This is a genomic window from Curtobacterium sp. MCBD17_035, assembly GCF_003234815.2.
Lineage (GTDB): Bacteria > Actinomycetota > Actinomycetes > Actinomycetales > Microbacteriaceae > Curtobacterium.
On record NZ_CP126279.1, the window covers coordinates 1 to 25,277 of the forward strand.

Annotated in this window: 22 protein-coding genes and 2 tRNA genes; 15 read left to right on the forward strand and 9 right to left on the reverse strand. The window is 68.9% G+C overall.

Features of this window, described 5'->3' with window-relative positions:
• The 10 genes from dnaA to DEI93_RS00050 all read left to right on the forward strand — a co-directional run bounded on the left by dnaA (window position 1) and on the right by DEI93_RS00050 (window position 11,402).
• Window positions 1-1,455 carry a chromosomal replication initiator protein DnaA gene (dnaA, locus tag DEI93_RS00005; RefSeq protein WP_111010780.1) on the forward strand — a complete coding sequence of 485 codons (1,455 nt, stop codon included), beginning with the start codon at window positions 1-3 and terminating at the stop codon, window positions 1,453-1,455.
• Between the two features lie 499 nt (window positions 1,456-1,954).
• The gene (gene dnaN, locus DEI93_RS00010; protein WP_111119605.1) at window positions 1,955-3,100 is read left to right on the forward strand and encodes a DNA polymerase III subunit beta; all 1,146 of its coding nucleotides are present in this window, start codon (window positions 1,955-1,957) and stop codon (window positions 3,098-3,100) included.
• Between the two features lie 50 nt (window positions 3,101-3,150).
• Window positions 3,151-4,035, forward strand: coding sequence for a phosphogluconate dehydrogenase (NAD(+)-dependent, decarboxylating) (gnd, locus tag DEI93_RS00015; RefSeq protein ID WP_111119604.1), 885 nt, complete (start codon window positions 3,151-3,153; stop codon window positions 4,033-4,035).
• A gap of 23 nt (window positions 4,036-4,058) precedes the next feature.
• Entirely contained in the window at window positions 4,059-5,324 is a 1,266-nt protein-coding gene (gene recF / locus DEI93_RS00020; RefSeq protein ID WP_111119603.1) for a DNA replication/repair protein RecF, read from the forward strand.
• Window positions 5,325-5,326: 2 nt separating this feature from the next.
• Window positions 5,327-5,827, forward strand: coding sequence for a DciA family protein (locus DEI93_RS00025; protein WP_111010819.1), 501 nt, complete (start codon window positions 5,327-5,329; stop codon window positions 5,825-5,827).
• A 168-nt stretch (window positions 5,828-5,995) separates the two neighbouring features.
• Entirely contained in the window at window positions 5,996-7,969 is a 1,974-nt protein-coding gene (gene gyrB / locus DEI93_RS00030; protein ID WP_111119602.1) for a DNA topoisomerase (ATP-hydrolyzing) subunit B, read from the forward strand.
• Between the two features lie 93 nt (window positions 7,970-8,062).
• Window positions 8,063-10,693 (forward strand): DNA gyrase subunit A, encoded by a 2,631-nt coding sequence (gyrA, locus tag DEI93_RS00035; RefSeq protein ID WP_111026528.1) that lies wholly within the window; start codon window positions 8,063-8,065, stop codon window positions 10,691-10,693.
• A complete protein-coding gene (locus DEI93_RS00040; protein ID WP_111010786.1) occupies window positions 10,686-11,093 on the forward strand; it encodes a DUF3566 domain-containing protein in 408 nt (135 codons plus the stop codon). Before gyrA ends, DEI93_RS00040 begins: the two co-directional genes overlap by 8 nt.
• Window positions 11,094-11,167: 74 nt before the next feature.
• Window positions 11,168-11,241 (forward strand) — tRNA-Ile (locus tag DEI93_RS00045).
• A gap of 85 nt (window positions 11,242-11,326) precedes the next feature.
• Window positions 11,327-11,402 (forward strand) — tRNA-Ala (locus DEI93_RS00050).
• A gap of 335 nt (window positions 11,403-11,737) precedes the next feature.
• Here DEI93_RS00050 and DEI93_RS00055 read toward each other — a convergent pair.
• Window positions 11,738-12,328, reverse strand: a complete 591-nt coding sequence (locus tag DEI93_RS00055; RefSeq protein WP_111119601.1) for a hypothetical protein — start codon at window positions 12,326-12,328, stop codon at window positions 11,738-11,740.
• Between the two features lie 121 nt (window positions 12,329-12,449).
• Between DEI93_RS00055 and DEI93_RS00060 the strand changes: the two genes are divergently transcribed.
• Both DEI93_RS00060 and DEI93_RS00065 read left to right on the forward strand, forming a co-directional pair.
• Window positions 12,450-13,004, forward strand: coding sequence for a peptidylprolyl isomerase (locus DEI93_RS00060; RefSeq protein WP_111010788.1), 555 nt, complete (start codon window positions 12,450-12,452; stop codon window positions 13,002-13,004).
• Window positions 13,004-13,858: a rhomboid family intramembrane serine protease gene (locus tag DEI93_RS00065; protein ID WP_111011932.1), complete on the forward strand. Its 855-nt coding sequence runs from the start codon at window positions 13,004-13,006 to the stop codon at window positions 13,856-13,858. The genes DEI93_RS00060 and DEI93_RS00065 overlap by 1 nt, the downstream gene beginning before the upstream one ends.
• Before the next feature lie 174 nt (window positions 13,859-14,032).
• On the opposite strand, the gene DEI93_RS00070 is transcribed toward DEI93_RS00065, so the two are convergent.
• Entirely contained in the window at window positions 14,033-14,287 is a 255-nt protein-coding gene (locus DEI93_RS00070) for a cell division protein CrgA (RefSeq protein WP_111010790.1), read from the reverse strand.
• A 72-nt stretch (window positions 14,288-14,359) separates the two neighbouring features.
• Between DEI93_RS00070 and DEI93_RS00075 the strand changes: the two genes are divergently transcribed.
• Genes DEI93_RS00075 through DEI93_RS00085 form a run of 3 tightly spaced genes read left to right on the forward strand, consistent with a single transcriptional unit; the run spans window position 14,360 to window position 15,959 of the window.
• Entirely contained in the window at window positions 14,360-15,142 is a 783-nt protein-coding gene (locus DEI93_RS00075) for a class E sortase (protein WP_111119600.1), read from the forward strand.
• A gap of 8 nt (window positions 15,143-15,150) precedes the next feature.
• Window positions 15,151-15,312: a hypothetical protein gene (locus DEI93_RS00080; RefSeq protein WP_181434571.1), complete on the forward strand. Its 162-nt coding sequence runs from the start codon at window positions 15,151-15,153 to the stop codon at window positions 15,310-15,312.
• On the forward strand, window positions 15,309-15,959 hold the full coding sequence (locus DEI93_RS00085) for an anthranilate synthase component II (RefSeq protein WP_111011934.1): 651 nt from the start codon (window positions 15,309-15,311) through the stop codon (window positions 15,957-15,959). The genes DEI93_RS00080 and DEI93_RS00085 overlap by 4 nt, the downstream gene beginning before the upstream one ends.
• A gap of 171 nt (window positions 15,960-16,130) precedes the next feature.
• Here DEI93_RS00085 and pknB read toward each other — a convergent pair whose 3' ends face one another.
• The 7 genes from pknB to DEI93_RS00120 form a co-directional block, all read right to left on the reverse strand.
• Window positions 16,131-17,915, reverse strand: coding sequence for a Stk1 family PASTA domain-containing Ser/Thr kinase (gene pknB / locus DEI93_RS00090; RefSeq protein WP_258372221.1), 1,785 nt, complete (start codon window positions 17,913-17,915; stop codon window positions 16,131-16,133).
• A 97-nt stretch (window positions 17,916-18,012) separates the two neighbouring features.
• Window positions 18,013-19,833, reverse strand: a complete 1,821-nt coding sequence (locus DEI93_RS00095; protein WP_111119598.1) for a protein kinase domain-containing protein — start codon at window positions 19,831-19,833, stop codon at window positions 18,013-18,015.
• Window positions 19,830-21,284 (reverse strand): peptidoglycan D,D-transpeptidase FtsI family protein, encoded by a 1,455-nt coding sequence (locus tag DEI93_RS00100; protein WP_111011937.1) that lies wholly within the window; start codon window positions 21,282-21,284, stop codon window positions 19,830-19,832. Before DEI93_RS00100 ends, DEI93_RS00095 begins: the two co-directional genes overlap by 4 nt.
• 7 nt (window positions 21,285-21,291) lie before the next feature.
• Window positions 21,292-22,716 (reverse strand): FtsW/RodA/SpoVE family cell cycle protein, encoded by a 1,425-nt coding sequence (locus DEI93_RS00105; RefSeq protein ID WP_111010796.1) that lies wholly within the window; start codon window positions 22,714-22,716, stop codon window positions 21,292-21,294.
• Window positions 22,709-24,037: a Stp1/IreP family PP2C-type Ser/Thr phosphatase gene (locus DEI93_RS00110; RefSeq protein ID WP_111119597.1), complete on the reverse strand. Its 1,329-nt coding sequence runs from the start codon at window positions 24,035-24,037 to the stop codon at window positions 22,709-22,711. The genes DEI93_RS00105 and DEI93_RS00110 overlap by 8 nt, the downstream gene beginning before the upstream one ends.
• Window positions 24,038-24,043: 6 nt before the next feature.
• Window positions 24,044-24,592: an FHA domain-containing protein FhaB/FipA gene (locus DEI93_RS00115; protein WP_111010798.1), complete on the reverse strand. Its 549-nt coding sequence runs from the start codon at window positions 24,590-24,592 to the stop codon at window positions 24,044-24,046.
• On the reverse strand, window positions 24,592-25,269 hold the full coding sequence (locus tag DEI93_RS00120) for an FHA domain-containing protein (protein WP_111010799.1): 678 nt from the start codon (window positions 25,267-25,269) through the stop codon (window positions 24,592-24,594). Before DEI93_RS00120 ends, DEI93_RS00115 begins: the two co-directional genes overlap by 1 nt.
• Between the last annotated feature and the right edge of the window lie 8 nt (window positions 25,270-25,277).

Here is a 25,277-nt window from a genome sequence, read left to right on the forward strand (position 1 = left end):
ATGACGATCCCGGCACCCGTCGAGGACCTCTGGGCCTCGGTGCTCGGACTCCTCGAGGACGACGACCGGATCACCCCGCAGCTGCACGGATTCCTCAACCTGGTCGAACCGAAGGGCGTGCTCGCCGGGACGCTCTACCTCGAGGTCCCCAACGACCTGACGCGGGGCATGCTCGAGCAGCGGATCCGGGTCCCCATCACCGAGGCCGTCTCGCGCCTCGGTGACGACTCGGTCGCCAACTTCGCGATCACGGTGAACCCCGAACTGACCCCGGAACCCCGCACGGATCCGGTGGTCCCCGCGTACGCGGCATCGGCACCCGTCCCGCCGATGGAGCAGGGCACGGCCCCGCGCCAGTACGTCGAGGCCCCGTTCGTGCCCGCGCCGGTGGACAACCCGTCGAGCGCCGGCCGCCCGGACTCGCGCCTCAACCCGAAGTACAACTTCGACAACTTCGTCATCGGCGGTTCCAACCGCTTCGCACACGCCGCCGCCGTCGCAGTCGCCGAGGCCCCGGCGAAGGCCTACAACCCGCTGTTCATCTACGGCGACTCCGGCCTGGGCAAGACGCACCTCCTCCACGCCATCGGGCACTACGCCGAGAGCCTGTACCCGGGCATCCGCGTCCGGTACGTCTCGAGCGAGGAGTTCACCAACGACTTCATCAACTCGATCGCGAACAACCGCTCCGCGCAGTTCCAGCAGCGCTACCGCGACATCGACATCCTGCTCATCGACGACATCCAGTTCCTGCAGGGGAAGGACTCCACGCAAGAGGCCTTCTTCCACACCTTCAACACCCTGCACGACCACAACAAGCAGGTCGTCATCACGTCGGACCTGCCGCCGAAGCACCTGACCGGCTTCGAGGACCGCATGCGCAGCCGGTTCGAGTGGGGCCTGATCACGGACGTCCAAGCACCGGACCTCGAGACCCGCATCGCGATCCTCCGCAAGAAGGCGCAGAGCGACCACCTGCAGGTGCGCGACGACATCCTCGAGTTCATGGCGTCCAAGGTGTCGAGCAACATCCGCGAGCTCGAGGGGACGCTCATCCGGGTCACCGCGTTCGCGAGCCTGAACCGGACCGAGGTCGACATGGCACTCGTGCAGACGGTGCTCAAGGACCTCATCACGCTCGACGAGGACAACGTCATCGCACCGGTCGACATCATCACGCACACCGCGGACTACTTCAAACTGTCCGTCGACGACCTCTACGGCTCCTCCCGCTCCCAGGCGATCGCGACCGCCCGGCAGATCGCGATGTACCTCTGCCGCGAGATGACGAGTCTGTCCCTGCCCAAGATCGGGCAGCTGTTCGGCAACCGCGACCACACGACCGTGATGTACGCGAACAAGAAGATCACCGAGCTCATGAAGGAACGTCGGTCGATCTACAACCAGGTGACCGAGCTCACGAGCCGCATCAAGCAGGACCGCCGCTACAAGTAGCACCGCCAACGTCGACCTCGTACCCCCCTCCGCGCGCCGGCCGGGAGGCCCACCGCGGCCCGCCATGCGTCCCCCGGTCCGGCTCCGGGACGGCCGCGGGACGGCCGCGACGCCGCCTCCGGAGAGCACGACCGCCCGGTCTCCACAAGATGTGCACAACGTGTGGATAACTGTGGATGACACGCCGCTCCCCTGTTCATGGACGAGGGCCCAGCTGTGGACGTCGTCGGGATGGAGTTCCCGACGAGGTTTCCTCGTCCACGGCCGCTCCACACACTGCTCACAAGTCACACGGTTGTAGTTCCCCGTCCTGACAACGATCAACAGAGTTATCCACACTGTGCACAAGCGTTAAGACCATTACTCCTGGTTAACGATCTCTCTCAGGGGGCCAACCTTGTGGACGGTCCCCAGCGGCCGAACGACACGGATCCCGCCCCCGCCCGCTGTGCCACAATGGGGGCCGCCGTCACCGAACCGAAGGACAGGGGTCCCAGCTGTGCAGTTCCATGTCAACCGGGACGTCTTCAGCGAAGCGGTCTCCTTCGCGGTCAAGCTCCTCCCCCAGCGCACGACGCTCCCGATCCTGTCGGGTGTGCTCATCCACGCCGAGGACGACCACCTGACGCTCTCGTCGTTCGACTACGAGGTCAGTGCGCAGACCCGCATCCCGGCGCAGATCGACGACCCCGGCACCGTGCTCGTGTCCGGGCGCCTCCTCGCTGACATCGCCAGCCGCCTCCCGAACGCGCCGGTCGTGTTCAGCACCGACGAGTCCCGGATCACGGTCACGTGCGGATCGGCACACTTCACGCTCCTGAGCATGCCCGTGGCCGAGTACCCGACCCTGCCCGAGATCGGTCCCCAGACGGGCGTCATCCCGGGCAACGCCTTCTCCGAGGCCGTCGCGCAGGTGGCGGTCGCCGCCAGCCGTGACGACGTCACCCCCGTCATCACAGGTGTGCAGCTCGAGGTCGGCGACACCGACCTGTCCCTCGTCGCGACGGACCGCTACCGGGTCGCCGTCCGGACGATCGCATGGGACAGCGGCCGCGTCGGCGCTGACCCGATGCACGCCCTGGTACCCGCGCGTACCCTCCAGGAGGTGGGACGCACCTTCGGATCAGCGAGCACCGTGTCGGTGTCGATCAGCGGCAACCAGGACCGCGAACTCATCGCGTTCCGTGCCGACGACAAGACCGTCACCTCGCTGCTCATCAAGGGCAACTACCCGCCGGTCCGCCGGCTGTTCCCCGACACCGTCCCCGACCACGCGGTGCTCAACACCGCGGAACTGGTCGAGGCCGTCCGTCGCGTCTCCCTCGTCCTCGAGCGCGAAGCCGCGCTCCGATTCACCTTCTCGGTCGACGGGCTCACGCTCGAGGCGATCGGATCCGAACAAGCGCAGGCATCAGAGTCGATCGACGCGCAGTTGACCGGAGAGGACACCGTGGTCTCGCTGAAGCCGCAGTTCCTCCTGGACGGGTTGAACGCGGTGCACTCCGAGTTCGTCCGCATCTCCTTCACCAAGACGGAGAACCCGAACAAGCCGGGGCCTGTGCTCATCACGGGACAGACCTCGCGTGAGGACGCGGCCGCGGACGGCTACCGGTACCTGCTCCAGCCCAACCTCCTCCTGCGCTGACGCCGGGGCACCACCGGGCGTCGCGCGAACTCAACGAGAAAAGGGAAATCATGCACATCGGTCTTGTCGGCCTCGGGAAGATGGGCAACAACATGCGTGCCCGCCTGCGCAACGCAGGGATCGAGGTCACCGGTTACGACGCCAACCCCGCCGTCTCCGATGTCGCCAGCCTCGCGGACCTCGCGGCGGCTCTGCCCGGCCCGCGCCTCGTGTGGGTCATGGTCCCCCACGGCAAGATCACCGACGACGTGATCTCGGGCCTCGCCGACGTCCTCGACGCGGGCGACCTCGTCATCGACGGTGGCAACTCGAAGTGGCTCGACGACGAGGTGCACGCCAAGCAGCTCGACGCCAAGGGCATCCGCTACATGGACGCCGGTGTGTCCGGTGGTGTCTGGGGCCTCGACAACGGTTACGGCCTCATGGTCGGTGGCGCGGACGAGGACGTCGCGACGGCGATGCCCGTGCTCGACGCGCTCCGCCCCGAGGGTCCGCGCGAAGAGGGCCTGGTCCACGCCGGTCCGGTCGGTGCCGGCCACTACACGAAGATGGTCCACAACGGCATCGAGTACGCGATCATGCAGGCGTACGGCGAGGGCTACGAGCTCCTCGAGGCCAAGGACCTGGTCAAGGACGTCCCCGGGACCTTCAGGGCATGGCAGCGCGGGACGGTCGTGCGTTCCTGGCTGCTCGAGCTGCTCGTGCGCGCGCTCGACGAGGACCCCACGCTCAAGGACCTCGAGGGCTACGTCGAGGACTCCGGTGAGGGTCGCTGGACGCTGGAGGAAGCGATCGAGCACGCCGTGCCCATGCCCGCGATCAGCGCCTCGATCTTCGCGCGCTTCGTGTCCCGTCAGGGCAGCGAGTCGCCGACGATGAAGGCGGTCGCCGCCCTCCGCAACCAGTTCGGCGGCCACGCCGTCAAGAAGGCCTAGCGGTCCTCGCTCGTCCGGCCCGCGTGCACGTCGACCATCTCCAGCTGACCGACTTCCGGAACTACCGGGAGGCGGACGTCGACCTCGCACGCGGGCCGAACCTGTTCGTGGGCCGGAACGGACAGGGCAAGACCAACCTCGTCGAGTCGATCGGGTACCTGTCCACCCTCGGTTCGCACCGGGTCCCGACCGACGCCGCGCTCGTGCGACAGGGGTGCGACGCGGCGATCGTCCGGGCACGGCTCGCGTACGAGGAGCGCACGATCCTCGCCGAGGTGCAGATCAACCGGACCGGCTCGAACCGCGCCCAGGTGAACCGGGCACCCATCAAGCCCCGGGATCTCCCCCGCTACTGCACGAGCGTGTTGTTCGCCCCCGAGGACCTGGCCCTGGTGCGCGGCGAGCCCGCCGGCCGGCGCCGGATGCTCGACGAACTCCTCGTGCTCATCGCCCCGCGCATGCAGGGGGTGCTCGCGGACTACGACCGGACGCTCCGCCAGCGGAACACGCTCCTCAAGTCGGCGCGCGGTTCGGGTGTCAGCGGCGCCGCGATGTCGACCCTGGACGTCTGGGACGACCGCCTCGTCGCGCTCGGGTCCGAGGTCATCGCCGGGCGCGACCACCTGGTCCGACGACTCGCACCGTTCGTCGCCGAGGCCTACGCGGCGGTCGCGGGTGCGGCCCACGAGGCGTCACTCGCGGGCGTCCTCAGCATCCGGGGCGGCGACCCGGAGACCGAGCAGGAGCTCGGGAGCGAGATCGAACCCGTGACGGTGGCCGCCGCGGCGGACGGGTTCCGAGCCGGCCTGGCCCGTCGGCGCCGGGACGAGCTCGACCGCGGACTGACCCTCGTCGGTCCGCACCGAGACGACGTCCTCTTCCGGCTCAACGGGTTACCGGCCCGTGGCTACGCCAGTCACGGCGAGTCGTGGTCGTTCGCACTGGCGGTCAAGCTCGCGGCCGCGGCCGTGCTCCGCGCGGAGTCGTCCCTCGGCGATCCGATCATCGTGCTCGACGACGTGTTCGCGGAACTCGACGAGACCCGCCGCGGCCGACTCGCGAACGCGGTGTCCGGGTACGAGCAGGTGCTCATCACGGCGGCCGTCCACGGTGACGTGCCGCCGGTCCTCGCCGCGCACACGGTGCACATCGACTCCGGGAGGATCGTGGACGCGCCGGACGACGCCGCGGCGGTCGCCGAGACGGGGACCCCGGCGACCGGATCGACGGACGGGACCGACGGGGCGGACGCGCACCGTTCCTCCCGTCCGGCCGCGCAGGAGGTGTGACGGTGCCACGACCGGACCGGCCGACCGAACCGACGCGGTTCTACCTCCACCTGAAGGCGGTGTTCGGTGACCCCGCGAAGCGATCCGTCGACGCGCGTCGGCGTCGTCGACGCGAGGCCTCCGCGGACTCGGAGCCCTACGGCGTCGGACGCGAGCCGCGGGGGCTCGGCGACGTGGTGGGGAACCTGACGAGCGAGCTCGGGTGGACCGAGCCCCTGGCGCAGTCCGAGGTGATCGCCGCGTGGCCCCATGTCGTCGGCGCCGAGCTCGCGGCGCACTCGGAGCCGGTGTCGATCGACGACCACGCGCTGCTCATCCGGTGTGACTCGACCGCCTGGGCCACACAACTCCGACTCATGCGCGCGCAGATCACGACGACGATCGCGGAGCGCTACCCGGAGGCGGGGGTCGAGTCGGTGCGCGTTCTCGCCCCGGACGCCCCGACCTGGAAACGCGGTCTCAGATCGGTCCAGGGGCGCGGCCCTCGCGATACCTACGGTTGAGGCGACAAATCAATCCTCTGGGAGCGGAATCGGCCCGCAGATCGGCGTCTCAGCCCTCGGGAGCAGGCCTGCTGCGGTAGACTCGTGGGGTTGCACGCGGGCGCTGGCGCACGCCGGACACGCCGTGCTGCACGACCGAATCGCAGGCGGGCAGGAGCCACAACGACCATGTCATCAGAATCTGGCGACACCCCTCAGGACAACGCGTACGGTGCCGATCAGATCCAGGTGCTCGAAGGCCTCGAAGCGGTCCGCAAGCGCCCCGGCATGTACATCGGCTCCACCGGACCACGTGGGCTCCACCACCTCGTCCAGGAGATCGTCGACAACTCGGTCGACGAAGCCCTGGCGGGGTACTGCGACCAGATCGACATCGTCATCCGCGAGGACGGCGGCGTGCGCGTCACCGACAACGGCCGTGGCATCCCGGTCGACATCCACCCGAACGAGGGCATCTCGACCGTCCAGCTCGTGCTGACGGTCCTGCACGCCGGCGGTAAGTTCGGCGGCGGCGGGTACGCGGTGTCCGGTGGCCTGCACGGTGTCGGGTCGTCGGTCGTGAACGCCCTGAGCTCGGAACTCGACGTCGAGGTGCGCCGACAGGGCCACGTGTGGCGGCAGAGCTACACCGACGGCGTGCCCGTCGCGCCGCTCTCCCAGGACGAGGAGACCGACACCACCGGCACGACGATCACGTTCTGGCCGAACGCGGACATCTTCGAGACCGTCGACTTCGACTACGAGACCCTGCGCACGCGGTTCCAGCAGATGGCGTTCCTCAACAAGGGGCTCCGGATCACGCTCCACGACGAGCGTGTCCCCGACGAGGGCGAAGAAGCACGGAAGGACGTCTTCCACTACGAGCGCGGGCTCGTCGACTACGTCGAGCACCTCGTCAGCACGAAGAAGGCCGAGGTGATCCACCCCGACGTGATCTCCCTCGAGTCCGAGGACACCGACCGGAAGATCTCGCTCGAGCTCGCCATGCAGTGGAACACCTCGTACCAAGAGAGCGTCCACACCTTCGCGAACACGATCAACACGCACGAGGGCGGCACCCACGAAGAGGGCTTCCGCGCCGCGCTCACCTCGCTCGTCAACAAGTACGCGCGCGACAAGAACATCATCAAGGAGAAGGACGACAACCTCACGGGTGACGACATCCGCGAGGGGTTGACCGCCGTCATCTCCGTCAAGCTCGCCGAACCGCAGTTCGAAGGACAGACCAAGACGAAGCTCGGCAACACCGAGGCGAAGTCGTTCGTCCAGCGTGTCGTCGGTCAGGAACTCGGCGACTGGCTCGAGCGCAACCCGACGCAGGCGCGCGACGTCGTCCGCAAGGCGATCCAGGCCTCCCAGGCGCGCATGGCGGCGCGGAAGGCGCGCGAGACCACGCGGCGCAAGGGCCTGCTCGAATCCGGCGGGATGCCGGGCAAGCTCAAGGACTGCCAGTCCAAGGACCCGACGGTCAGCGAGATCTTCATGGTCGAGGGCGACTCGGCCGGCGGATCAGCGGTGCAGGGGCGCAACCCGCTCACCCAGGCGATCCTCCCGCTGCGCGGCAAGATCCTCAACGTCGAGAAGGCCCGACTCGACCGCGCGCTGGCGAACCAGGAGATCCAGTCGATGATCACGGCGTTCGGTGCCGGCATCGGCGAGGACTTCGACCCGGACAAGGCGCGGTACCACAAGATCGTGCTCATGGCCGATGCCGACGTCGACGGCCAGCACATCACCACGCTGCTGCTGACGCTCCTGTTCCGCTACATGCGTCCGCTCATCGAACGTGGCTACGTGTACCTCGCGCAGCCCCCGCTCTACCGACTCAAGTGGTCGAACTCGGCCCACGAGTACGTGTTCAGTGACCGCGAGCGCGACGTCCTGCTGCAGGCCGGTCTCGCGGCGGGCAAGCGGATCCCCAAGGACAACGGGATCCAGCGCTACAAGGGCCTCGGCGAGATGGACTACAAGGAGCTCTGGGACACGACGATGAACCCGGACACCCGCACGTTGCTCCAGGTCACCCTCGAGGACGCCGCCGCGGTCGACGGCGTGTTCGCCACCCTCATGGGCGAGGACGTCGAGTCGCGTCGTCAGTTCATCCAGCAGAACGCCAAGGACGTCCGCTTCCTGGACATCTGAGGCACCGCGCGCCCCGCGCGCCCCGACCACCTGCCGGCGCGACGCCCGAGCAGGACGGAACCACGGCCTCCCGGCCGATGAGAGAGGCAGCACATGGCTGACGACAACGACAACGGCGGCGACGAGCCCGAGGTCGTGCACGGCGACGCCGGCGACATCGTGCTCTCGGGCGACCGCATCTCGCAGGTCGACCTCCAGCTCGAGATGCAGCGGTCCTACCTCGACTACGCCATGAGCGTCATCGTCGGGCGTGCGCTCCCGGAGGTCCGTGACGGCCTCAAGCCCGTGCACCGGCGCGTCCTCTACGCGATGTACGACGGCGGGTACCGCCCGGACCGCGCCTTCTCCAAGTGCTCGCGCGTGGTCGGCGACGTCATGGGGCAGTTCCACCCGCACGGCGACTCCGCCATCTACGACGCCCTCGTCCGCCTGGTGCAGCCGTGGAGCCTCCGGTACCCGCTCGCGCTCGGCCAGGGCAACTTCGGGTCCCCCGGCAACGACGGTGCCGCCGCCCCGCGGTACACCGAGACGAAGATGGCTCCGCTCGCGCTCGAGATGGTGCGGGACATCGAGGAAGACACCGTCGACTTCCAGGACAACTACGACGGCCGCACGCAGGAACCGTCGATCCTGCCGTCGCGCTTCCCGAACCTGCTCGTCAACGGGTCGGTCGGCATCGCGGTCGGCATGGCCACGAACATCCCGCCGCACAACCTGCGTGAGGTCGCCGAGGGCGCGAAGTGGGCGCTCGAACACCCGGACGCGACGCGTGAGGAGCTCCTCGAGGCGCTCATGCAGCGGATCAAGGGCCCGGACTTCCCGACCGGCGCGCAGATCCTCGGCGTCCGCGGGATCCAGGACGCCTACCGCACGGGCCGCGGTTCGATCACCATGCGCGCGGTCGTCAACGTCGAGGAGATCCAGGGTCGGACCTGCCTCGTCGTGACCGAGCTGCCGTACCAGGTGAACCCGGACAACCTCGCGGTCAAGATCGCGGAACTCGTCAAGGACGGCCGCCTGGCGGGCATCGCGGACATCCGCGACGAGACCTCCGGCCGCACGGGACAGCGGCTCGTGATCGTCCTCAAGCGCGACGCGGTCGCCAAGGTCGTGCTCAACAACCTGTACAAGCACACGCAGCTGCAGGAGAACTTCGGCGCGAACATGCTCGCGATCGTCGACGGTGTCCCGCGCACGCTCGCGCTCGACGGCTTCATCTCGGCGTGGGTCGACCACCAGGTCGAGGTCATCGTCCGGCGGACCCGCTTCCGGCTCCGCAAGGCGGAGGAGCGGGCGCACATCCTCCGCGGGTACCTCGCCGCCCTCGACGCGCTCGACGAGGTCATCGCGCTCATCCGCCGGTCGCCGACGGTCGAGGAGGCCCGGGACGGCCTCATGGCGCTGCTGTCGGTCGACGAGGTCCAGGCACGCGCGATCCTCGACCTGCAGCTCCGTCGTCTCGCCGCTCTCGAGCGACAGCGGATCCACGAGGAGGCCGAGGAGCTCGAGCGCCTCATCGCGGACTACCAGGACATCCTCGCGCGTCCCGAGCGCCAGCGCGTGATCATCGGCGAGGAGCTCGACGAGATCGTCGCCAAGTTCGGCGACGACCGCCGCACCGAGGTGATGTTCGGGTTCGACGGCGACATGAGCGTCGAGGACCTCATCCCCGAGGAGGAGATGGTCGTCACCATCACGCGTGGTGGCTACGTCAAGCGCACGCGCAGCGACAACTACCGGTCCCAGCACCGCGGCGGCAAGGGCGTCAAGGGCGCCCAGCTCCGAGCGGACGACGTCGTCGACCACTTCTTCGTCACGACGACGCACCACTGGCTGCTGTTCCTGACCGACAAGGGTCGCGTCTACCGCGCCAAGGCGTACGAACTCCAGGAGGCCGGGCGCGACGCCAAGGGCCAGCACGTCGCCAACCTGCTCGCCATGCAGCCGGACGAGCAGATCTCGCAGGTCCTCGACATCCGCGACTACGAGGCAGCCCAGTACCTCGTGTTGGCGACCCGCGACGGCCTGGTCAAGAAGACCGCGCTCACCGAGTACGACACGAACCGCACCGGCGGGATCATCGCGATCAATCTCCGCGAGGGTGACGCACTCGTCTCCGCACTCCTGGTGGACGAGTCCGACGACCTCCTCCTGGTCTCGCGGCACGGCATGTCGCTCCGGTTCACCGCGACGAACGACGCCCTGCGTCCGATGGGCCGCTCGACGTCCGGCGTCAAGGGCATGACCTTCCGTGGGGACGACTCGCTGCTGTCCGCGTCGGTCGCGCACGACGAGGGATTCGTGTTCGTGATGACGGAGGGCGGCTACGCCAAGCGCACCGCCGTGGACCAGTACCGCGTGCAGGGGCGCGGTGGTCTCGGCATCAAGGTGGCCAAGCTCGCGGTCGACCGGGGTGACCTGGTCGGCGGTCTCATCGTCAGCGGGGACGACGAGGTGCTCGTCGTGCTGGCTTCCGGCAAGGTGGTAAGGTCTGCCGTGGCCGAGGTCCCTGCCAAGGGGCGCGACACCATGGGCGTCGTGTTCGCACGCTTCGCCGACGACGACCGGATCATCGCAGTGGCCCGGAACAGTGAACGGAACCTGGACGACCAGGCCGACGCCGAGATCGAACCCGCGGGCCCGGTCGAAGCAGTGAGCCCCGCCGAGGCAACGGACGAGCCCGCCGACCCGCAGGCCGGAGAGGACCAGTCAACGAATGAGTAGTGTCGCCGAGAAGCTCCAGCGCAAGACGAAGCGACCCGTCGGCACCAAGCAGGTCCGGCTGCGCCTGGTGTACCTCGACTTCTGGTCGTGCGTGAAGCTGTCGTTCCTCATCGCGCTGGCCGGCAGCATCGTGATCGTCGTGGCGACCATGCTCGTCTGGATCATCCTGAACCAGACGGGTGTGTTCACCCAGATCGACAAGCTGCTGCAGGACGTCACGGGCAAGAACAACTACTCGATCATGGACCAGTTCTCGCTGGGCCAGGTCATGGGGTTCTCGATCGTCGTCGGGATCCTCAACGTGGTCGTCGGCACGGTACTCGGCGCGATCGTGAGCGTGCTGTACAACCTCAGCGTGCGGATCACCGGTGGTCTGCTCGTCGGGTTCACCAACAACTGACCCGGATCACCGGTCTGGAGGCCCCACCCGATTCGCGCCCGCGGCGCGCGTCATGTAGGCTTTCATCCGGTCTCGGGGCTATAGCTCAGGCGGTTAGAGCGCTTCGCTGATAACGAAGAGGTCCTAGGTTCAAGTCCTAGTAGCCCCACTCCGACGGTTCGCCGTCATCGTGACTGCACCACCGAGCCCGTATGACCCGTCGGCTGCTCCTCCGGTAGCATGGCCGACCATCCGGGGCCTTAGCTCAATTGGCAGAGCACCGCCTTTGCAAGGCGGGGGTTAGGGGTTCGATTCCCCTAGGCTCCACCAGCTGTCTGGGCTGCTCGGCGCTTCGCGCCTTCGCAGCCCGCTGGTTCAGTGCTTCATGCGCGCCGCCGCCCCTGCGGGGCGACGTCGCGGGGCGTGCCTGAGCGCTCCGTGCTCGGCGCTCGGCGCGCGGCGCCGGCCCAGTGCCTTCGGTCCGGGCGTCCCTTCCGGTCCTCCTCTTGCGTGAGATCGCAGGAGGTGCCGCTTCGGACCGCGCCGAAACGACATCTGCTGCGATCTCGGCGGAGGGCTGCCGGCGACGCCGGGTGAGATGGCCCTCCCGGCATGACGAACGGCCCGCGCCGAGTGGCACGGGCCGTTCGTGTGGTGCGATCCGATCAGGCGGCGGGCTTGTCCGCCGCGTCCGCGTCGTCGGCGACCCACAGGTCGTCGTCGGCACGGAGGGTCTGGTACGCCGCGTACGCGGCTCCGATGACGGCGACGGCACCGACGACGATGAGCGCGACGCCGCCGAAGCCGAGTCCGCTCTTCTGCTTGGGCGCGGCCTTGACCACCGTCTTGGCGGCCTTGCGGCCCTTCTTCGAGGCCTTGGCCGCCTTCTTGGTGGCGTCGGCGACGATCTTGCTCACCTTCGGGTCCTTGGCCAGGTCCACGACGCTCATCGCGGACCCGAGGGTCGACACGAGGCTCGGGACGACCTCGGTGGTCAACCGGGTCTTGGTGGCGGTCGCCGCGGACGTCGCCGCGTGCACGCCGGTGGCGACAGCGGGCTTGACCCCGTTGTCGATGGCGTCCTTGACGCGGGGGCCGAGGTCGTTGCGAGCGGCGTCGGCAGCGTGCAGTCGGGCCTCGGCCAGGATGGCGTTCGCGTGCTCGAGGACCTTGCGCTGCTCGCCGAGGAGGGTGGTCGTCTGACCCTTGAGCTTCTTGATCTGCTTCTTGCGCTTGCGGGAGAGTTCCATGGTCATGAGCTACCTCCATCGGATCGGGCGGTGAGATGCCCATCCTGCCACCGGAGACCCTGGCAGGTCACGGTGCCTCGTCTGGAAGTACCATGAACGACCCGGGAGCGCATGCGAGAATGGCAACATGTCTTCGCACACCGCTGTTGCAACCATCCACACCAACCTCGGCGACATCCGCGTCAACCTCTTCGGCAACCACGCACCCAAGACGGTCGCGAACTTCGTCGGACTCGCCACGGGCACGCAGGAGTGGACGCACCCGGGTACCGGCAAGGTGTCGACGGACAAGCTGTACGACGGCGTCGTGTTCCACCGCATCATCAAGGACTTCATGATCCAGGGCGGCGACCCGCTCGGCCAGGGCATCGGCGGCCCGGGCTACCGGTTCGACGACGAGATCCACCCGGAGCTCACGTTCCAGCAGCCGTACATCCTGGCGATGGCGAACGCCGGCACCCAGGGTGGCCGCGGCACCAACGGCTCGCAGTTCTTCATCACGACCGTCGCCACCCCGTGGCTGCAGGGCAAGCACACGATCTTCGGTGAGGTCGCCGACGACGAGTCGCGCGCGGTCGTCGACGCGATCGAGGCCGTGCCCACCGACGGCCGCGACAAGCCGCGTGAGGACGTCGTCATCCAGAGCATCGACGTGACCGACTCCGCTGGCGCCGGGGCGTAGTGACCGACTTCTCCCAAGACCGAGCGAACTTCTGCTACCGGCACCCGGACCGGCAGAGCTTCATCCTGTGTCAGCGCTGCGGGCGGACGATCTGCACCGAGTGCCAGACGCCGGCCGCCGTCGGGGTGCACTGCCCCGAGTGCGTGCGTGAGCAGCGCGCGCAGTTCTCGTCGAACCGCCGGACCGTCGGCCCGAGCACGTTCACGGTGGCACGGCGTCGCTTCGGCATGATCGACCAGAAAGCGACGACGGTCATCGTCGTCGTCAGCGTCGCCATCTGGCTGCTGCAGATGCTGACCGGCGGGACGAACGGGCCGGTCACCGCCGCGCTCGACTACAACCCGTACTGGCTGCCGACGCAGCCGTGGCGGTTGATCACGACGATGTTCGTGCACGGCAGCTTCCTGCACATCCTGTTCAACATGTGGGCCGTGTGGATCTTCGGCCGCATGCTCGAGCAGATGCTCGGGACCTGGCGGTTCGTGGCGCTGTACTTCATCAGCGGTCTCGTCGGTTCGGTGGCGGTGACGGTGCTGGCGCCGCAGACCACGGTGATCGGCGCCTCCGGGGCGATCTTCGGACTGTTCGCGGTGTTCTTCGTGCTCCAGCGGAGTCTCGGCGGCAACGCGGTCCAGATCCTGGTCATCATCGGGCTCAACCTGGTGATCGGGTTCCTGGTCGCCGGCGTCGCATGGCAGGCGCACGTCGGCGGCGTCGTCGCGGGGTTCGTGACGGGGTTCATCTTCACCCGGACCCGCAATGTCCGACGGCGTGGGCTCCAGATCACCCTGCTCGTCGCCGAGGCCGTCGTCGCGGTCGCCATCGCCGCAGCGGCCTACGCCGTGTACACGTGAGCACCGTCGGGAGGTTCGACACACGAAGGCCCGCGGACCGTCCGGTCCGCGGGCCTTCCGCCTCCCCCCGAAGAGGGGGATGAGTTATCCACAGCCATGTCCACATTGGGGATAATCACAGCTGTGTAAGTCCACTAGGCTCCGCCGTCACCCGGCGGACAGATCGTGTTCGCCTCAGCGCCACTTCGTCGTCATGAGGAACCCGATGAACATGATCCCGAAGCCGATCAGGATGTTGAGCGACCCGAGCGTCGGCACGGGGAGCGTTCCCTGCGAGACGTAGAACACGATGACCCAGGCGAGGCCGACGAGCATGAAGCCGAACATGACCGGCTTGAACCACACCGGGTTCGGTGCACCGCCGGCAGTGTCGACCGAGTCGGCTCGGGCCTGCCGGGCGGGCTTCGTACGGTCCTTCTGCTTGGCCATGGCCGGTATCCTACCGTCAACACATCTGCCACCCGCTCGGGTGGGTGGGCTGTCGGACGGGGGACGAACCACATGACCGTGACCGAGGTGCCCGTCGAGGGCGACGCTCACGCCCCGTCCCCGGACGCGGGCGGCCGTCGTCGACGCCGAGGCCACGTGACCGTCCTCGGTGTCCTGGGCGACCTGCTCATCACGGCGGGTGTGCTCGTCCTCCTGTTCATCGCCTGGCAGCAGTGGTTCAACGACCTGGTCGTCGCCAAGCAGCACGAACACCAGGCCCAGCAGTTCAGCAAGTCGCTCGGCGCGATCTCGACGCCAGCGCCCACCCCCACGCAGGGGTACGGTCCGCCGAAGGTCAGCGCGCAGCCCGGCAACACCAAGGTGTTCGGCGTCATGTACGTGCCCCGGTTCAGTGCGACCTACGCCGTCCCCATGGCCGGCGGCACGACCACGGCGGGCACACTCGACACGATCGGCATCGGGCACTACGACCACACCCAGATGCCCGGGCAGGTCGGGAACTTCGCCGTCGCCGGTCACCGCACGACGCACGGCGCCCCGTTCAACCAGATCGCGAACCTCCAGGTCGGCGACAAGATCTACCTCGAGACCGCGGACGGCTTCTACACCTACACGTTCCGCAACCTGGAGTACGTGCCGCCGACGCAGGTGACGGTCCTCGACCAGGACCCCGACGACGTCGGCGTCGCGACGAAGGACCGGATCATGACGATGACGAGCTGCAACCCGATGTACTCGGCGCAGGAGCGCATCGTCGCCTTCAGTGTGTTCGATTCGTGGCAGCCACGGTCCGCGGGAGCGCCGACGGCCATCGCGTCCGAGGTCAAGGGTTAGGAGACCACATGTACGGTGCGCTCTGGCGGGTCCTGCCCGGTCCGGTGTGGGTACGGATCGTCGAGGTCCTGGTCCTCGTCGCGATCGTCCTCGCCGTCCTCGACCTGTGGGTGTTCCCCTGGGTGCAGGAGCTGATCCCCACCCCCGACGTGACGGTCGGCCACCGATGAGCCGGATCCTGGTCGTGGACAACTACGACAGCTTCGTCTACACGCTCAACGGCTACGTGCAACAGCTCGGTGCCGAGACCGACGTGGTCCGCAACGACGCGATCGATGCGGACGCCATCGCCGACCGCATCGCCGAGTACGACGGCGTCCTGCTGTCGCCGGGGCCCGGCGCTCCCGCCGCCGCCGGTGTCTCGATCCCCGCCGTGCATGCTGCGATCGGTGCCGACGTGCCGTTGCTCGGGGTGTGCCTCGGACACCAGGCCATCGCGGAGGCACTCGGGGCCACGGTGACCCACGCCGAGGAACTCATGCACGGCAAGACGTCGAGCGTGATGCACGACGACAGCCCGCTGTTCGTCGGCGTTCCGCAGCCGTTCACGGCGACCCGGTACCACTCGCTCGCGGTGGTCGACGGCACGGTGCCCGACGAACTCGAGGTCACCGCGCGGACGACCGGGGGTGTGATCATGGGAGTCCAGCACCGGGAGGCTCCGGTGTTCGGCGTGCAGTTCCACCCGGAGTCCGTCCTGACCGAGGGCGGGTACCGCATGGTGGGGAACTGGCTCGAGCTGACCGGGCTCGCGGGTGCCGCCACGGCCGCGGACGGACTCGGTCCGCTCATCACGTCGCCCTCGACGGACCGCTGAGGGCGACGCGCGGACCGCTGAGAGTGACCCGCGGGCGACCTGCGGGTCACGCGGCCCGATGAGGGTCACGCGATCTCCGATGAGGGCCACGCGATCTCGGATGAGGGTCACGCGATCTGGAGAGGACCACGCGGTCCGCTGGAGGCGGCGCCCCGGACGGTCGACGCGCCGTCAGTGGTCGTCGTCGCCGTTCCCGGAGTCGCTGCTCTGGGTGGGTGCCGGCGTCGATGTCTGCGTGGGCTGCGCGGAGGCGGCACAGTACGTCAGCTGCACGGTCGAGCCCTGCGGCTGATCGCCCGGCGGGAGCGACTGCTGCGTCACGGTGCTGCCCGTGCAGGTGTAGTCCGGCTGCGGCTGCACGGTGAGCCCGAGGCCGGCGAGTGTCGCGTTCGCCGTCGAGAAGGGCTGCTTCGTGACGTCGGGCAGCTGGATCTTGCCGTTCGAGACGACGATGTTCACGACCGAGCCCTTGTTGACGGTCGTGCCCGAGCCCGGGTCGGTGCTGAGGACGGTGCCTGCGGGCACGGTCGCCGAGTACCCCGAGTTGCTGCTGCCGATCTTGAGGCCCTGCGACTTCAGGGTGGTCTCGGCGGCGTCCTGGGACTGGTTCGTCACGTCCGGTACGGCGACCTGCGCCGGGCCCGCCGAGACCACCACCCGGATGTTCTGCTGGGGCGCGACGTTCGTGCCGGCGCCGGGCGTGGTGCGGATGATGGTGTCCTTCGGGACCGACGTCGAGTTCTTGTCGACGCGGACGGCGACGAGATGGCGCTTCTCCAGGGCCTTCTGCCCGGTCTGCCAGGTCGCGCCGGCCACGTTCGGCACGGACACCGACGAGGACACGGACGACGTGGATGGCTGGAGGTTCGCGACCCACCAGACGACGGCGATCACGACGGCTGCGATGACGATGACGCCGAGCCAGATCCACGCCACGGGCGGTCGGCTCTGCGTCCGCTGCGGGCGGGCGTCATCGGGGTCGTCGAGCTCGCGGAAGGCCGCGTCGGCGCTGTCGGAGGTCCGGGGGTCGACGCCGAACAGGACGGTCGAGGCGTCGGCGGCGGCCGGTAGCCGACGCGTCGCGGGGACGTGCCCGGACGCGGCCTGCTGGAGGTCACGGCGGAACTCCGCGGCGCTCTGGAACCGCTGCGACCGGTCCTTCGCGAGGGCGCGCAGCGTGACCGCGTCGAGTGCGGGCGACACGGCTGGGTTCACGGTGCTCGGAGCGGCGGGCTGCTCGCTGACGTGCTGGTACGCGACCGCCACGGGCGAGTCCCCGCGGAACGGCGGACGACCGGTGAGCAGCTCGAACAGGACGATGCCCGTCGAGTACAGGTCGGTGCGGGCGTCGACGGTCTCGCCGCGGGCCTGCTCGGGGGAGAAGTACGAGGCGGTTCCGAGGATCGCGGTCGTCTGGGCCACGGTCGCCGAGGTGTCGGTGATGGCCCGCGCGATCCCGAAGTCCATGACCTTGACCTGGCCGGAGTGCGTCACCATGACGTTCGCGGGCTTGATGTCCCGGTGCACGACACCCGCACGGTGGCTGTACTCGAGCGCGGTGAGGATGCCCTCGGTGATGCGGACGGCCTCGTCCGGAGCGAGCGGGCCGTCGGTGAGGATGTCGCTGAGCGGACGGCCCTCGACGAACTCCATGACGATGTACGGCACCTGGACCTCGGCGCCGGAGGGCTCGGTCACCGTTTCCTCACCGGCGTCGTACACGCGGACGATGGTCGGGTGGGCCATGCGCGCGGCGGCCTGGGCCTCTTGCCGGAAGCGCGTGCGGAACGAGGGGTCGTTCGCCAGGCTCGGCTTGAGGAGCTTGACCGCGACCCGACGACCGAGCCGGGTGTCGTTGCCGATGTGGACCGTCGCCATGCCGCCCCGGCCGATCGTGTCGCCGATCTCGTACCGGCCGGCGAGGAGGGAGATCCCCGCGGTCACACCTTCTGCCACGTGTCCTCCGAGTGTCCGTCGCGATCAGTGTACGGCAGGGGTTCCTGACGGATCGCTGGCGCGGGCGACCCGGTGGCGAACCGTTATCGGAAGGTCATCAGCGGTGCAGACCGACCCGGTTCGCGATCTCATCGAGCACGCTGTTCGCGTCGTCGTTCGAGGTGCCGGGGGTACCCGGGGTCCCGGCGGAGCTCGGTGTGGGCGTGCTCGTCGCAGCCGGCTGGTACTGCACGGTGAGCGGCTGGGACGAGCCCGACTGCAGGTCCCCGCAGTTGACGGTGTAGGTGAGGGACACCGTTCCGGGCGAGCCGGCGGAGACGCGGACCGACGTGCCGCGGGTCGCACCCGAGGACGCCCCGGAGCCGTCCGTGCCGTTCTGGATCGTGTACGAGTACCCGGTGAGGCTGTAGCCGGTCGGGCACTGCGTGTACGCCGGCCAGGTCGCCGTGAAGGTGCCGTCCGACGAGATCGGCGAGGCGGTGGCCGTGGACGGGGTCGGCGCCGACGGCATGGGCCCGTAGGCCTTGACGGTGATGGTGGAGCCGTACGGCAGGTTGCCGGTGGGGTCGATGGACTGCACCGTGTTCTCCGGCGTCGTGCTCGACGCCGGATCGCCGGTGACGACCTTGACGGTGAACCCTTCGGCGCGCAGCGCGGCCGCCACGTCGTCGACGTTCTTGCCCGTGTAGTCGCCCTCGTTCACCGTGACGGTCTGGGGCTGCGCGGTGGTCGGCGTGGAGCTCGGGCTGTCGCTCGGCTCGGACCGCTTCGGCGTGGACGCGTGCGATGGGGTCTCCGACGCGCTCGGGTCCTGCTGGTTGCCGCGGTTCGCGAACACGATGCCGCCGATGACGAGCGCCGCGACGAGGAGCGCCCCGAGGACGATGAGGGGCCACAACCAGGGCCGGCGCTTCCGGCCGTCGTCGTCGGGGGTCGGCGGGGTGCCGGGGCCCCTGGGCACGGCCGGCCCCGGCGTCGGAGCGAGTCGCTGGGTGGCCTGGGTCCCGATGATGCTCGTGGCGTCGTCGTTGCCGACCGGCGGGTTGAAGGCGACCGTGGCTGCGCCGAGCGCCGGCACGGCAACGGTGGCCGCGGCGACGTCACCACGTCGGAGTGCCTGCGCCGCGCGTGCGAGGTTCGCCGCGGTCGCCGGGCGGTCGGCGGGCTTCTTCGCGATGCAGGACATCACCAGATCGCGCACGGGCTCGGGGATCGACGCCGGGAGCTCCGGGGGCTGCTCGTTGATGTGCGCCATCGCGATCGCGACCTGGGACTCACCCGTGAACGGACGCTTGCCCGCGAGGCACTCGTAGGCGACGATCCCGAGCGAGTAGATGTCCGTCGAGGGCGACGCCGGGTGACCGCTCGCCTGCTCCGGCGACAGGTACTGCACGGTGCCCATCACCTGACCCGTCGCGGTCAGGGGGACCTGATCGGCGATGCGCGCGATGCCGAAGTCCGTGATCTTCACCCGGCCGTCCGGGGTGATCAGGAGGTTGCCGGGCTTGATGTCCCGGTGCACCAGCCCGACCGCGTGCGCGGCCTGCAGGGCGTTGGCCGTCTGCGCGACGATGTCGAGGACCTTGTCGACGGGGAGTGTGTGCTCACGCTCGAGCAGCGTCGAGAGCGCCTCGCCGGGGACGAGTTCCATGACGAGGTAGGCGCTGCCGTCCTCTTCGCCGTAGTCGAAGACGTTCGCGATGCCCTCGTGGTTGACGAGTGCCGCGTGTCGGGCCTCCGCGCGGAAGCGCTCGAGGAACCCGGGGTCGCCGAGGTACTCGTCCTTGAGGATCTTGAGCGCGACGGTGCGACCGATGACGAGGTCGGTCGCCTGCCACACCTCGCCCATGCCGCCGATCGCGACGCGGGAGGAGAGCTGGTACCGCCCACCGAAGGTGAGTCCGCTGGTGGGTCTCATTTGTTCAGCACCGCCTCCATGACTTTCTTCGCGATCGGAGCCGCGACCGTGTTGCCCACGCCCTGTTGTCCGAGTCCGCCGCCGTTCCCCACGACCACGGCGACGGCGACCTGCGGGTCCTTCGCGGGGGCGAACCCGGTGAACCAGAGCGTGTAGGGATCGCCCGTCCCGTTCTCGGCGGTGCCCGTCTTGCCCGCCACGTCGACCCCGTCGATTCTCGCATTGGTGCCGGTGCCGTTGTCGACGACGCTCTCCATGGCCTTGGTCAGGTCGGAGGCGACGTCGGACGAGATCGGGTCGCCGTACTGCTTGGCCTGGAACGGGACCACCGTCTTCAGGTCGCTCGTCGTGATCTTGTCGATGAGCGTGGGGCTCATCACCCGGCCGCCGTTCGCGATGCCGGCCGACACCATCGCCATCTGGAGCGGGGTCACCCGGACGCTCTGCTGACCGAAGGCACTCCGCATGAGCTCGGCGGTGCCGTCGGTCTGCGGGTACTGGCTCGGCGTGCTCGCCATCGGCACGTGGATGCTGTCGCCGAAGCCGTACTGCTTGGCCATCGCGTTGATGGCGTCGTAGCCGAGCTTCTGGCCGAGCTCCGCGAACGGGATGTTGCACGAGTTCTGGATCGCGACGGCGATGGTGACCGTGTTGCCACCGCCGCAGGACCCGCCTTCTGCGTTGTTGATCGTGCGGCTCGTGCCCGGCAGGGTCAGTGTCGACGGGTTCGGCAGTGTCGAGTCGAGGTCGTAGTCACCGCTCGCGAAGGCGGCGGACGCGACGATCAGCTTGAACGTGGACCCCGGCGCGTACAGGTCGCCGGCGATCGCGCGGTTCTGCAGCGGCTGGCTCTCGGCGGACAGGAGGGCGTGGTACTGGGCCAGGACCTGCTTCGTGTCGTGCACGGCGAGGGTGTTGGGGTCGAACGACGCCTTCGACACCATGGCGAGGATCTTGCCGGTCTTCGGCTCGATGGCGACGACCGCGCCGGTGTTCGAGCCGAGTGCGTCGAACGCGGCCTGCTGCACCTGCGGGTCGATCGTCAGGTTGACGTCGTCGCCCTGGACGTCCTGCCCGGTGAGGATCGAGTTGATGTTGCTGAAGAAGCTGTCGGAACTCGTGCCCGCGAGGTAGGAGTTCTCGGCGCTCTCGACCCCGGTCTCGCCCTGCCCGATGGTGAAGTACCCGGTCACGGCGCTGTACAGGTCGCCGTTCGCGTAGGTGCGCTGGTAGTTGTACTGGTCGTCCACGGGCTTCGACTCGGCGATGGGGGTGCCGTCGACCAGGATCGCCCCGCGCTTGGTCGAGTAGCTGTCGAGGATCGTCCGGGAGTTCCGGGAGTCGGCCCGGAGCTGCTGGGCCGAGAAGAACTGGATGCTCGTCGTCGACACGAAGAGCGCGACGAACATGAGCACGACCACGGTCGAGATCGAGCGGAGTTGGCGTTTCACGGGCGGGTCACCGTCCTGTCCTCGTGTCGATGGCGGCCGTGGCGACGCCCTGCTGCACCCGCTGCTCCGCCGGGACGGAGTCGGTGAGGCGCAGGAGCATCGCCGCGATGATCCAGTTCGCCACGAGTGAGGAGCCACCCGCGGCCATGAACGGCGTGGTCAGACCCGTCACGGGGATGACGCGCGTGACACCGCCGATCACGATGAAGGTCTGCAGCGCGATGACGAAGCCGAGCCCGACCCCGAGGAGTCGGCCGAAGTCGTCCTGGCCGGCGTACGCCACGCGGAACCCGCGCGAGACGAGCAGGAGGAACAGTCCGAGGATCGCGAAGACGCCGACGAGCCCGAGTTCCTCGCCGATGGCCGAGAAGATGTAGTCGCTCTGGGCGAGCGGGGTCAGGTACGGGCGTCCCTGGCCGAGGCCCGTGCCGGTGATGCCGCCGTTGGCGAACCCGAACAGACCCGTCACGAGCTGGTAGCTCCCGGAGAACTGCCGGTTGTAGATGGTGTTGTCGAACGGCTCGAGCCAGGCCTGGAACCGGCCGTGCACGTAGGTGAGGGTCTGCGCGGCGATGAGCGCGCCTCCCACGAACAGGATCAAGCCGATGATCACCCAACTCGCGCGGCCCGTGGCCACGTAGATCATCACGAGGAACAGGCCGAAGTAGAGCAGCGAGGTCCCGAGGTCGCGCTGGAACACGAGGACGCTCATCGCCGCGCCCCACACGATGAGGATCGGCCCGAGGTCGCGGGCCCGCGGCAGCTGCACGCCGAGGATCCGGCGGCCCACGATCGACAGGCTGTCGCGCGCCGTCACGAGGTACCCGGCGAAGAACAGCGCGAGCGAGATCTTGGCGAGCTCGCCCGGCTGGAACGAGAACGGTCCGATGCCGATCCAGACGCGCGCGCCGTAGATGGTGCGTCCGATGCCGGGGAGCATCGGCAGCAACAACAGCACGATGCTGACGAGCATGAAGATGTAGCGGTAGCGCTGGAGGAAGCGGTGGTTCCGGACGAGCAGGAGCACCAGGATCGCCATCACCATGGCCATGCAGGTCCAGGCGATCTGCCGGACCCCGGCGCTGCCCCATCCGGTGGCGCTCGGTGTGTGCAGGTCGATCCGGTAGATCTCGGCGATCCCGATGCCGTTGAGCACGAGGGCGATCGGCAGGATGAACGGGTCCGCGTTCTTCGCGACGATGCGGAGGACCACGTGCATCACGAGGGCCAGCACGAGGATGGCCGCGCCCTCGATCAGGATCGGCACGTCGATCCGGTTGTGCACGCCGAGCTGGACGAGCAGCATCGCGCCGGCGCAGATACCGCAGGCGATGACGAGGAGGCCGAGCTCCAGGTTGCGGGCGCGCGCCGGTTCGCGCAGCTTGATGGTGATGGTCTGCGTCAGGGACTGGCGGGCGGCGATGTCAGCCATGCGCGCCTCCCGTCGGCGTCGGCGTCGGCGTGGGTGTGGACGTCGGCGTCCCGGTGCCGTCACCGTCCGCGTCGGACTCGGCCGCGGCCTCCAGACGGCGGATGATGGCCCGCGCGTCCGACAGGGACGACGCGTTGATGGTCTGGCGGACGTTCTCACGCGTGTACGCGGGCAGGTCGCCGACCCGGAGGTCCGAGTCCTCGTACACACTCGACAGGTGCACCGGACCGATGCCCTGCTGCACGCCCTTGAAGATGGCCACGTTGCTGCCGTCGGCGCCCACGTAGTAGTGCTGTTGGGTCCACCGGTAGCCGAGGAACACGACGCCGACGAGCACGACGACCGCAGCGACCAACGCGATCGTCCACGAGATGCGACGACGCAGGCGCCGGCGGCGGTCCTCCGCGATGAGCTCGGCGAAGTACTGGTCGGACTCGGGCTCGAAGTGTGAGTCCTCGGGCGCCGTCGTGACCTTGAGGGGGTGGAGCAGGATCGTCGGCAGCCGGATCGGCTTGCGGCCCGTCGACGCCTCGAACGTCAGCGGCGCCGCGGCGGACCCGACGGTCGTCGCGGCGTCGTCGACGTCGTCCGGGACGTCCTCGGTCACGTCCATCACCACGACGGTGACGTTGTCCGGTGCGCCGTGGTCGAGGGTCTCCTTGACGAGGCGCTGCGTCACCTGGTTGGCGTCCATCTCGGACGCGAGCGCGTGGCGGATGCGTTCCTCGGCGAGGTAGCTCGACAGGCCGTCGGAGCAGAGCAGCCACCGGTCACCGGGCTGGATGTCCATGACCGCGGTGTCGACCTCGGGCGCCGCGTCGACGTCGCCGAGCACCCGCATGAGGACGGACCGCCGCGGGTGGACCGCGGCTTCCTCCGGCGTGATGCGCCCGCTGTCGACCAACCGCTGCACGAAGGTGTGGTCGGCGGTGATCTGCTTGAGCTCGCCGTCCCGGAAGCGGTAGATGCGGGAGTCGCCGATGTGCGCGATCGCGATCTGGTCGCCCACGCGGATCATCGCGGACACGGTCGTGCCCATGCCCGTGAGCTCCTGGTGCTCGAACACCGTCTCGGTGATGAGCTGGTTCGCCGCGATGAGCGCGGCCTGCAGCGCGAACTCCGCGTCGTGGGCCGACGGGAACTCGCGGTCGACCTCACGGATGCGGCGGATCGCGATCGCGGAGGCGACGTCACCCCCCGCGTGCCCGCCCATGCCGTCGGCGACCGCGAACAGGTACGCCCCCGAGTAGCCGGAGTCCTGGTTGTTCGCGCGGATCCGGCCCACGTGGGACACGGCGGCACTGAGGGTACGGGCTGCCATCCGGCGCTACCGCCGCAGCTCGAACGTCGTCGTCCCGATGGTGATCGGGGTGCGCTCCCGGACCGGCATCGGCGCGGAGACGCGCTGGCCGTCGAGGAAGGTGCCGTTCGTGGAGTCGAGGTCGGTGATGAACCACCCCTCGGGGCGGAGGTCGAGGCGGGCGTGGTTGGTGGACGTGTAGTCGTCGCGGATGACGACGTTGCTGTCGCTCGCTCGACCGATCGTGATCGGACCGCGCCCGAGGGGCATCTCCATGCCCTCGCGCGCGCCGTCGGTGATGACGAGTCGGGTGGCGACCTGCGTGGCGGACGCGGGTGGGCCTCCAGGCCGGATGGCCTCGGTGAACGCGCCCGGATCCGCGCGGCCAGCCGTGGCGTTGGTCGGCAGTGGCGGCGTGCTCGGACCCTGCTGCTGGTTCTTGGCGTCGGTCGGGATGGACCGGGTGCGTTGCCCGAACAGGTCGCTCCGGAGGGCGAACACGATCGCGAACACGAACAGCCACAGCACCGCGAGGAACGCGAAGCGCAGCACGAGGAGTGTCAGGCTGCTCGTCATCACGCTCCTCCGTCGGCTTCCGGGACCACCCGGAACACCATACGGGTCCGTCCGATCTCGATGGTGGAGTCCGGCTCGACGATCGCACGCTCGAAGCGCTCTCCGTTCAGCTTGGATCCGTTCGTCGAGCCGAGGTCCGTCGCCTGCGCGTGCTTGCCGTCCCACACGACCTCGACGTGCCGACGGCTCGTGCCGGTGTCGGCGACCGTGATGTCGGCGTCCGAACCGCGACCGATGACGGTGCGGCCGACCTTGAGGTGATGGCGCTGCGATCCGATGTCGAGCACGCCGGCCCACGTGACGTCACGACGGACCGTCGTGGAGTCGACCTGCAGGATCCCGGTCGAGAGCGTGCCGTCCTGCCGCAGCGTGATCTGGACCGGACCGGAGAACGAGTAGTTCTGTGCGACCGCGTGCTGCTGGACGAGGCCGGTGAGCTCGTCGATGAGCGGCCGGCCGATGTCGTTCATGCGCGAGTAGTCCGGCGGCGCGAGCCGGACCGTGAACTCGTTCGGCACGAGGATGCGCTCGCGCGTGACCACCGCCGCCTTGGTGTCGAGCTCGCGTCGGAGCGCCGCCGAGATCTCGACCGGCTGCACGCCCGAGCGGAAGGTCTTCGCGAACGCGCCGTTGACCGCGCGCTCGAGCCCTCGCTCGAAACTGTCCAGTAGGCCCATGGGTCTCC

Excerpts from the sequence above, each read along its gene's own strand:
- DEI93_RS00075 (WP_111119600.1), top strand. The coding sequence starts at position 14,360 with ATGACCGTGACCGAGGTGCCCGTCGAGGGCGACGCTCACGCCCCGTCC.
- DEI93_RS00085 (WP_111011934.1), top strand. The coding sequence starts at position 15,309 with ATGAGCCGGATCCTGGTCGTGGACAACTACGACAGCTTCGTCTACACG.
- DEI93_RS00120 (WP_111010799.1), bottom strand. The coding sequence starts at position 25,269 with ATGGGCCTACTGGACAGTTTCGAGCGAGGGCTCGAGCGCGCGGTCAAC.
- dnaA (WP_111010780.1), top strand. The coding sequence starts at position 1 with ATGACGATCCCGGCACCCGTCGAGGACCTCTGGGCCTCGGTGCTCGGA.
- gyrB (WP_111119602.1), top strand. The coding sequence starts at position 5,996 with ATGTCATCAGAATCTGGCGACACCCCTCAGGACAACGCGTACGGTGCC.
- DEI93_RS00095 (WP_111119598.1), bottom strand. The coding sequence starts at position 19,833 with ATGAGACCCACCAGCGGACTCACCTTCGGTGGGCGGTACCAGCTCTCC.
- DEI93_RS00105 (WP_111010796.1), bottom strand. The coding sequence starts at position 22,716 with ATGGCTGACATCGCCGCCCGCCAGTCCCTGACGCAGACCATCACCATC.
- DEI93_RS00055 (WP_111119601.1), bottom strand. The coding sequence starts at position 12,328 with ATGACCATGGAACTCTCCCGCAAGCGCAAGAAGCAGATCAAGAAGCTC.
- DEI93_RS00060 (WP_111010788.1), top strand. The coding sequence starts at position 12,450 with ATGTCTTCGCACACCGCTGTTGCAACCATCCACACCAACCTCGGCGAC.
- DEI93_RS00040 (WP_111010786.1), top strand. The coding sequence starts at position 10,686 with ATGAGTAGTGTCGCCGAGAAGCTCCAGCGCAAGACGAAGCGACCCGTC.
- DEI93_RS00115 (WP_111010798.1), bottom strand. The coding sequence starts at position 24,592 with ATGACGAGCAGCCTGACACTCCTCGTGCTGCGCTTCGCGTTCCTCGCG.
- DEI93_RS00070 (WP_111010790.1), bottom strand. The coding sequence starts at position 14,287 with ATGGCCAAGCAGAAGGACCGTACGAAGCCCGCCCGGCAGGCCCGAGCC.
- DEI93_RS00110 (WP_111119597.1), bottom strand. The coding sequence starts at position 24,037 with ATGGCAGCCCGTACCCTCAGTGCCGCCGTGTCCCACGTGGGCCGGATC.
- gnd (WP_111119604.1), top strand. The coding sequence starts at position 3,151 with ATGCACATCGGTCTTGTCGGCCTCGGGAAGATGGGCAACAACATGCGT.
- DEI93_RS00080 (WP_181434571.1), top strand. The coding sequence starts at position 15,151 with ATGTACGGTGCGCTCTGGCGGGTCCTGCCCGGTCCGGTGTGGGTACGG.
- gyrA (WP_111026528.1), top strand. The coding sequence starts at position 8,063 with ATGGCTGACGACAACGACAACGGCGGCGACGAGCCCGAGGTCGTGCAC.